Here is an 8551-nt window from a genome sequence, read left to right on the forward strand (position 1 = left end):
TTTTGCTTAAAAGCGCCTCTTAAACCGACGAGCCAACCTCTTTAAATTTATCAACAAAATGCGATATTTCGTCGATGACTTTTTGCCTGATTATTGGATAGTTTTTATTTAAAGGGCTGATCTTAGGCAGTATCTCACCTATTTGCGTTCCACTTTGACTAACAAAGCCACTCTTTAACGACGAGCTTATAAACCTTCTTGCGCCAGCCTCATCTAAATTTAAAGAAGCGATAAGTTCGTCCGCCTCTTTTTTCATCACAACTTTTGCAAATTTAAAAAACTCTTCTATCACGCTGGCTCGGTCTTTAAATTTATCCAAGTCGCTTTGGTTTATAAAATCAACTATCAACCCCTCTTTTGAGCGGTTTTCCAAGCTCGAGCGGATGATGCGACGCACCTCATCAGTAAGGGCTGCTTTATCTTTTATCTTTTTATTATGCTCAAATATCAAACCCAAAATATAGTCTAAATTTATCTCCTGAGACTTTAGTAGATCAACCTCAAATACCACATCATCCCAGTTTATCCTCTCTTTTTCCTTCTCTTCGCCAGCCTTTTCTTTTCTTAGCCACTCTCTTATATCATTATATGTCCCGCGATAGTCTTGCAAAGCCCTTGCATTTGGCACTTTTATGCTTTGCATCTCTTTGATTTGTTCATCACTTAAGCCAAATTTATCCCTAAACTCACAAACTGCTTTTTCATCGTCTAAATTTACATCTTGCAAAGCCCTTAGAGCAACAAATTCATCGTAGTTTTGCAAAGCATTTTCCACCCTTAGATACTCTCCAAAAAGCTTTACAAATTCTTTCTTGTCCTTTTGCGTCTCTATCTTAGTAGGATCAGGAAATTTCGCCTCTAGCTCGCTTACTACATCTACAAAGCCCCTTCTTGCCTCGCCAGATACCGCATCTGTAAAGCCATCCATATACTCTTTATAACTTTTTTCGAGTATGACGCTTTTGGTGCTTCCTTTACCAAAAAGAGTTATAGCATCTTCTGTCGCCTTTTCTAGGTCTCTAAATGTCACAATGTTGCCAAAAGTTTTTGTAGCACCATAAATTCTATTTGTCCTAGAGTATGCTTGTATGAGCCCGTGATAGCGTAAATTTTTATCCACAAAGAGCGTGTTTAGACAAGGCGCGTCAAATCCTGTCAAAAACATGCCCACAACTAGGAGCAGATCGATCTCTTGCTTCTTTGTGCGCTCGCTTAGATCTCGGTAGTAGTCTTGAAACGACCCGCCATCAACGCTAAAATTTGTTTTAAAGTAGGCATTGTAGTCTTTTATCGCGCTGTTTAAAAACTCTTTTGAGCTAACGTCCATCGCCTCTGGCTCAAAGCCCTCGTCAGCTATCTCGCCAACCATATCTTGCTCTTCGTTTTGTGAAAAAGAAAATATTGTCGCTATCTTTAAAGCTCGCTTTTGATTACTTTGTAAATTTTTAAACGCTTCATAATAAAGCTTCGCTGCCTCTACCGAGCTTACTGCAAACATAGCGTTAAAGCCCTTGCCACTTGCGTTTAAACGGTGAGTTTTTTGATGAAATTTCTCTAGCACATACTCTGAAATTTCTTTGATACGCTCAGGGTGCAAAAATGCACTTTTATTCTCAGCTGCACTTAGTTTTAGCTCGTCTTTTTCTGTCTCTATGCTCTTAAATTTAGGCACGACGTTGTTATAATCAACCTTAAATTTAAGCACCTTCTCATCTCTAATTGCATCGACTATCACATATTCATGAAGTGAGCTTCCAAAGACACTTTGCGTAGTCTCAGCTCCGATGGCATTTTGAGGAAATATCGGCGTTCCAGTAAAGCCAAACTGATAAAATTTCTTAAATTTCTTCTTTAAATTTTTCTGCGCTTCGCCAAACTGAGACCTGTGGCACTCGTCAAATATAAAAACAACCTCTTTTTGATATATGCTTAGATCATCTTCGCTCTTCATCAGGTTATTTAGCTTTTGTATGGTTGTCACGATGATCTTTCCGTCATCTTTTTGAGTATTTCGCTTTAGCTCTGCTGAGCTAGCTGAGCCATTTACACTATCTTTTGAAAATTTTTGATACTCCTTCATAGTCTGATAGTCAAGGTCTTTTCTATCAACCACAAAAAAGACTTTTTCTATAAAATCAAGCTGCGTAGCAAGCCTAGCTGCCTTAAAGCTAGTTAGCGTCTTGCCAGATCCTGTCGTATGCCATATAAAGCCGCCGCCCTCTGGCTTTGAGTAGCATTTAGCATTATGCGAGCTATTTATCTTCCAAAGTATGCGCTCAGTCGCCGCTATCTGATAAGGACGCATTATAAGCAAGGTGTTGTTTGTGTCAAAGATGCAGTATTTGCTAAGTATGCTAAGAAGCGTATTTTTCGCCAAAAATGTAGCCGTAAAGTCCTTTATATCTTTTATGGCTTCGTTTTTTGAATTTGCCCAGTTTATAGTAAAGTCAAAGCTGGTTTTATCCCGCTTGGTTGTGTTTGCAAAGTATCTTGTATCTGTGCCATTTGAGATGATAAAAATTTGCAAGTATTTAAAGAGAGAATTTGATGAGTTAAAGCTCTCTTTGGAGTAGCGGTGAATTTGATTAAAAGCTTCTCTTATCGCTACGCCTCGCTTTTTAAGCTCTATTTGCACGAGCGGCAAGCCATTAACAAGTATAGTGACATCATATCTGTTGCGCGATGAGCCAGTTTGTTCAAATTGATTTATCACCTGCAAGCTGTTTTTAGCGATATCTTTTTTATCGATAAGGCAGATATTTTGTATATGCCCATCATCAAAAACAAAGTCGTAGATATGATCATCTTGTATCTTGCGGGTCTTTTCCACTATGCCATCGTTTGGCTTGTCGATATACTCTTCGACTAGACTTTTCCACTCTAACGGGCTAAATTTAACGTTATTTAGCCTCTCTAGCTGCTCTTTTAAATTTAGCAAAAGTGCCGTTTGAGAGTTTATATCTTTTTTATACTCATAGCCTTGTTTTACAAGGTCAGCTATAAGCTCACGCTCCATATCCGCTTCGCTTTGGTAGCTTGAAGACTGAGGCAATCTCTCATATTTATCTAAAACGATGAAATTTTCAGATTCCAATATAACTTTATTTTCTATCATTTTGTTCTCTTTAACTTGTTATCTTGAAAATGATACATAGTATTTATCTCTTGCATTAGAAATTTCAATACCCTTTTATCATTATCTGTTGGTTCAGAATACTCTTCAGCAGAATGTTTAGAATGACTTGAAATATTAATCAATCTTGTTTCATATGGTTTAGAATCACCACCTGAAGTATTTGGTAATAAATCAGCCCATTTTTCATAACCGAGAAAAGTAGAAGTTTTTTCCAAAATATTTCTTAAAAAATTAAAATGGTACTTCTTTATCTGATTATTTTCGATAGCTCTTTCTATCTCAGACTTTAAATAAAGATGATAAGCAAAGGGCGAGTCATTGTCTTGCTTATCAAGATCATAATTTCCGTCTTCCGTTTTCTTTAAGATTAATCTTCTGGCAGTTGCGTCAGTCTTGAAACTATTATACAAAACATTATAAAAAAGGGGACTATGAGTGGTGATTATAAATTTTAAATCCGATTCACTTTCCTTTATTCTCTTAGCCAAATTGACAGCCATCTCTATTAAATTGTTCTCATCCAGCGAACTAACTGGATCATCTATAAAAATATATTCCAAATTATCAAATTCATGTGTTGAACGACTATCTGACTCTGCTATATTTAATTCGCTTATTATTTGTTTCATTAACACATAAAAAATGCTCCAAACAAAAATACTTTCTTCTCCTTTTGAAATTTTAACATTATCATTAGGGGTATTATCACTCACAAAATGAAATAAAACTTCTGAAAAATCTTCATTAAATTTAGGCTCAAGTTTTTTATTTACATAAAGTTGAAAAATATCAATAACTTCTCCGCTTAGACCATGCACTTTAAATATCCAATCCGTAAAAACATTTGGCTGTATTTTTAGTTTTGGTTCAATATCGTTTTCTATATCATTATCCCAGTAAAATAGATCCTGCGTAAAAGCATTATAGTAAACGATCTTCTTTTGATTAAAATCATCATTTTCATCTCTTTTTGGATCTATTAAGTTTTTAAACTCCACAGATAACCGCGTTTTGCCTGTACCATTAAAAGCATAGATTAACTGTGTCTTTTTGTTCCACTTCTTCAACTCATTTGCTACTTCATTAAGAGTTGTCATAAGCCTTATATCTCCTTTTTAAGTTCTGTAAAATTTAAAAGCTTTTCACGGTAGTATTCATACTGCTTGCGCCTTAGCTCTATCTCTCGTGGCAAGCCGTCAGTTATAGAATTTACAAGCGTATCAAATTTATCCAATATCTCAATAACCTTTTGCTGTGTTTGAGGTGATGGGACAGGAAATTTTACTTTTTTAAGTTTAGCCATGTCAACTGACGGAAAAGAACTAGAATTTGTATTTTGCTTGCACCATTCACAAATTTTAAAGAAATAATAAAAGACAAACTTGATATCAAGTTTGTCTTTTAGCAATTCACGTATTGTAAAAGACGTGAATTGCTGATTCATTAAAAATGAATCAGCGATTGCGAGCGCATGCTCGCCAATAGTCGCGGTAGTCGCGACAATAATTGAATTTTTAGGGATCAATTTACCTCCCTTAACAGCTTGAGGTGTTATTTTTTGTATGGACTCAGATAAAATTCTGCCATTTTCACGTATATCCTCCATTCTATACCAAGATATAGTTCCATTTTCCCAAAAATCTTTATTTGCTTTTGAAGGTGTATAGCCATTTTTCATAATAAAAATATTGTCTATAATGTCCCATTCAATTTCACTTTGACCTTCGTTAAAATTTAAAAGAAAGTCGCGGTAAAATTCATACTGCTTTTTTCTAGCTGTAAGCTCTGCTGTAAGCTCTGCTGTAAGAAGCGTGAAAGAGTCCAAGATACGGACTATTTCACGCTGCACTTCCATCGGAGGCACAGGGAGTTTAAAATTTTTCAAGATAGTATTGTTTAGATTATTTATTGTAGATGAAGTTAAGACTTTTTCTAAATATACTTTAAATGTACTACTAGACATAATAAAAAATAAAAATCTAGCGTTTATAACCTGTTTAGCTCTTATTATAGACATAAAACCGCCAGCAAAACAATCGGTATCTTCAAAACAATATGCGACTTTACCCACATGCTCTTTACTTCCGCTTGCAACACATATCAAAATATCCTTTTGCATTAAATTCTTTTGGCTAGAGTTACAAGGTAGTTCTTTAATTTGTTTTAAATCTTCAAAATTTAAAGTGAAATCAAGATTAATATTATTGGCTCTTAAAATTTTAATTCCTTGCTCATGCTCACCATTGATCTCCAAATTCTTATCATATGTAACACCACGAACAATATCCGCAATCTCCCCAAGCTCCACAAACTCCACCCCATTCGGACAAAGCTCATTTATCAGATCAAAAATTTTACTCATCTCTCGCCATCCAGCTCTATCTGCGCGATGATCTCATCTATCTGTGAGCGTAAATTTGATATCTTAGCCACGGTCTCTTTTATCTGTAAATTTAGCTCGTTTATATCTATCTTCTCGCGTGTATCTTTTGGCTCGACATAGGAGCTAACTGCTAGGTTGTAGTCATTTTGGGCGATAGTATCATTATCCACCGATGTAGCCACGTGAGCGATCTCTTCTTTGCTAGCAAAAATTTCTACTATCTTTTTAATGTGCTCACTTGTTAAAACGTTATTGTTCGTTCTTTTTTCAAAAAACTCACTAGCGTCTATAAACTGCGTTTTATTTTCACTTTTGTGCTTTGAGAGCACAAGGATATTTACAGCGATCGATGTGCCGTAGAATAGATTTGGCGCTAGGGCGATGATGGTTTCGACGAAATTTTCTTTTACAAGATACTCACGTATCTTCTTTTCAGCGCCGCCTCTATAAAAAATGCCAGGAAAGCTAACGATAGCAGCTCGCCCCTTTGCAGAAAGGTAGCTAAGAGCATGCATGATAAAGGCAAAGTCTGCCTTGCTTTTAGGTGCTAGCACGCCAGCTGGGGCAAATCTAGCATCATTTATAAGTGTCGGATCATCGCTGCCGATCCAGTTTATAGAGTAAGGAGGGTTTGAGACGATGGCGTCAAATGGCTTATCATCCTGAAGCTTTGGGTCTAAAAGAGTATCGCCAAGCTCGATGTGAAATTTAGAGAAATTTATGTTGTGTAAAAACATATTCATACGAGCAAGGTTAAATGTCGTATGATTGATCTCTTGTCCAAAAAAGCCCTGCTCTACCTCATGCTTGTCAAATCTCTTTTTAGCTTGCAAAAGTAGTGAGCCTGAGCCACAAGCTGGATCGTAAATTTTATTTACACTTTCTTGTCCGTGCATGGCTAGCTCAGAGATGAGCTTTGAGACATTTTGCGGAGTGAAAAACTCGCCGCCTGACTTACCAGCATTTGCAGCGTAGTTTGAGATGAGAAACTCATAAGCATCGCCAAAAAGATCGATGTGGTTATCTTTAAAATCACCAAAATCAAGCCAAGCAACTCCGTTTAAAACAGCAGCAAGCCTTCTATTTTTATCTGCGACGCTATTGCCAAGCCTGTTGCTAGTCGTATCAAAGTCAGCAAAAAGTCCTTTGATATCTTGCTCTGACTCAAACCCAGCCGCTGAGCCTTCGATACTTTTAAAAATTTGATCTAGATCGGTATTTAAATTTTCATTATTTGAGGCATTTTTTACGACATTTTTAAAAAGCTGGCTAGGATAGATGAAGTAGCCCTTTTCTTCTATAATGACCCTTTTTTGCTCGTCATCTATCTCATCGTCGCCCATGCCAGTGTAGTCGATGCTCTCGTCTCCAGCCTCTATGTAGTCGGTAAAATTTTCGCTGATAAATCTATAAAACAAAGTTCCGAGGACATACTGTTTAAAGTCCCAGCCATCAACAGCACCCCTTACTTCATTTGCGATGCTCCAAATTTGATTTTGTAAGGCTCTGCGTTGTGCCTCTTCGCTCATTTTATCTCCTTTAAATTTCCTTATAACCGACTATATTTAGCCCAAAACCGGCTAAGCTTACAAATTCTTTATTTTTATTTGAGCTTAGAAGCTCGATATCCTTTACGCCAAAGTGATTTAAAATTTGCGCTCCGATGCCGTAGTCTTTGCTTGTGTTTGAGTTGTCGCTATCTAAAAAGATCAAAATTCCACCATTTTGGCTTAGAAATTTGATAGTTTTTAAAAGCTCTTCGTATTTTGGACTGCTTAAAAGCTCGTGATCGGCAAGGATCTTTTGAAATTTGACATTTGCCTTGCTCTTTGGCTCGCCAAAAAGATAAGCTGAGTGGATTTTGCCTTTGTGATCGGTGATATCGTATCTTATAGCCGCGCAGTCTGCGATCTTGACGTCACTTTTTTCGCCAACTCTTATGAGGCTTTCGTGGCTTAGTCTATACTCAACCAGGTCAGAAACGCTGATCATATTTAGCCCAAATTTCTTGCAAAACTCCTCTAGATAGTCGCGCCTTGCCATTGTGCCATCTTCTTTTACGATCTCACATATCGAAGCCATCGGGCTAACGCCAGCAAGCTTGCAAAGATCGACTGAGCCCTCGGTGTGGCCTGTGCGAACAAGCACGCCGCCATTTTTAGCGATGAGCGGGAAAATGTGTCCTGGACGCACGAAGTCTTCAGGCTTTGAGCTGGCCTCTGCTGCAAGCCTGATCGTCATATCGCGCTCATATGCGCTAACGCCCGTTGTTGCGTCTTTTGCGTCGATCGTGACTGTAAAAGCTGTCTCGTGGCTTGAAGTGTTTTTGGCTACCATTAGCGGCAGATCAAGCCTTTTAGCGTTTGCCTCGTCCATCGCGAGACAGAGCACGCCCTTTGCATGAGTGATAGCAAAATTTACCTTTTGCATGTCGCTACTAGCTGCCGAAAAGACTAGATCGCCCTCGTTTTCGCGATCCTCATCATCGACCATAACGACCATTTTTCCATTTTTTATATCCTCAATCGCTCTTAATACATTTTCAAGTGCCATAATTATCCTTTTATAAATTTTTACGATTATATTGATATTTTGATAATCAAAAGATAAAAACCATATTTTTTCTTTGCCGGTAATCACTTTTGAGAAAAATAGAATTTACACCAAAATTTAAGCTTTTAAGGTTGATATTAGCCATTTGGCATGATAAATTTATCTCATATAGGCACAAAAATTTAAATGTATATTTGCGCGATAAAACAAATTTTGACTTTAAATTTTAAAATATGCCTCAGACAAAAACAAATTGCTATTTTAGTTCGCTAATGACGATATGAAAGATACTTGAAATTTACATTAAATAAAAAAGTATAGTTTGATAAGTAGGCTTAAAAATTTAAATATTTTTATTTAAAAACGCGAGCCAAAATGGGCTCTCATCGTTATGGTCGATGATGAGGATCGCGAAAACGAGGGCGATCTAGTCTTTTCGGCAGCTAGTAGCGACATGCAAAAGGTAAATTTTGCTATCA

The 8551-nt window shown here is 37.0% G+C and carries 6 protein-coding genes; 1 reads left to right on the plus strand and 5 read right to left on the minus strand.

The genetic code is table 11. The features are described 5' to 3' along the window. Nucleotides 1–19: 19 nt before the first annotated feature. From F3G76_RS01805 to F3G76_RS01825, 5 genes are read right to left on the minus strand one after another with little or no spacing between them, the layout of a single operon-like run. Nucleotides 20–3115: a type I restriction endonuclease subunit R gene (locus F3G76_RS01805; protein ID WP_149705750.1), complete on the minus strand. Its 3096-nt coding sequence runs from the start codon at nt 3113–3115 to the stop codon at nt 20–22. Beyond that, complete coding sequence (locus F3G76_RS01810; RefSeq protein ID WP_149705751.1) at nt 3112–4233, minus strand: AAA family ATPase; 1122 nt, start codon at nt 4231–4233, stop codon at nt 3112–3114. The genes F3G76_RS01805 and F3G76_RS01810 overlap by 4 nt, the downstream gene beginning before the upstream one ends. Before the next feature lie 5 nt (nt 4234–4238). Next, the gene (locus tag F3G76_RS01815; protein ID WP_149705752.1) at nt 4239–5498 is read right to left on the minus strand and encodes a restriction endonuclease subunit S; all 1260 of its coding nucleotides are present in this window, start codon (nt 5496–5498) and stop codon (nt 4239–4241) included. Then, the gene (locus F3G76_RS01820; RefSeq protein ID WP_149705753.1) at nt 5495–7048 is read right to left on the minus strand and encodes a type I restriction-modification system subunit M; all 1554 of its coding nucleotides are present in this window, start codon (nt 7046–7048) and stop codon (nt 5495–5497) included. Before F3G76_RS01820 ends, F3G76_RS01815 begins: the two co-directional genes overlap by 4 nt. Nucleotides 7049–7058: 10 nt before the next feature. Continuing rightward, entirely contained in the window at nt 7059–8072 is a 1014-nt protein-coding gene (locus F3G76_RS01825) for a bifunctional 3,4-dihydroxy-2-butanone 4-phosphate synthase/GTP cyclohydrolase II (RefSeq protein WP_107856915.1), read from the minus strand. Nucleotides 8073–8463: 391 nt separating this feature from the next. Between F3G76_RS01825 and F3G76_RS01830 the strand changes: the two genes are divergently transcribed. Further along, nucleotides 8464–8551: 3,4-dihydroxy-2-butanone-4-phosphate synthase (locus F3G76_RS01830; RefSeq protein ID WP_149705998.1), on the plus strand; the 88-nt coding region annotated here is incomplete at its 3' end.

The organism is Campylobacter concisus (assembly GCF_902460575.1).
Taxonomy (GTDB): Bacteria; Campylobacterota; Campylobacteria; order Campylobacterales; family Campylobacteraceae; genus Campylobacter_A; species Campylobacter_A concisus_AW.

Coding starts and splice junctions, on each gene's coding strand:
- F3G76_RS01805 (WP_149705750.1), bottom strand. CDS start 3,115: ATGATAGAAAATAAAGTTATATTGGAATCTGAAAATTTCATCGTTTTA.
- F3G76_RS01810 (WP_149705751.1), bottom strand. CDS start 4,233: ATGACAACTCTTAATGAAGTAGCAAATGAGTTGAAGAAGTGGAACAAA.
- F3G76_RS01815 (WP_149705752.1), bottom strand. CDS start 5,498: ATGAGTAAAATTTTTGATCTGATAAATGAGCTTTGTCCGAATGGGGTG.
- F3G76_RS01820 (WP_149705753.1), bottom strand. CDS start 7,048: ATGAGCGAAGAGGCACAACGCAGAGCCTTACAAAATCAAATTTGGAGC.
- F3G76_RS01825 (WP_107856915.1), bottom strand. CDS start 8,072: ATGGCACTTGAAAATGTATTAAGAGCGATTGAGGATATAAAAAATGGA.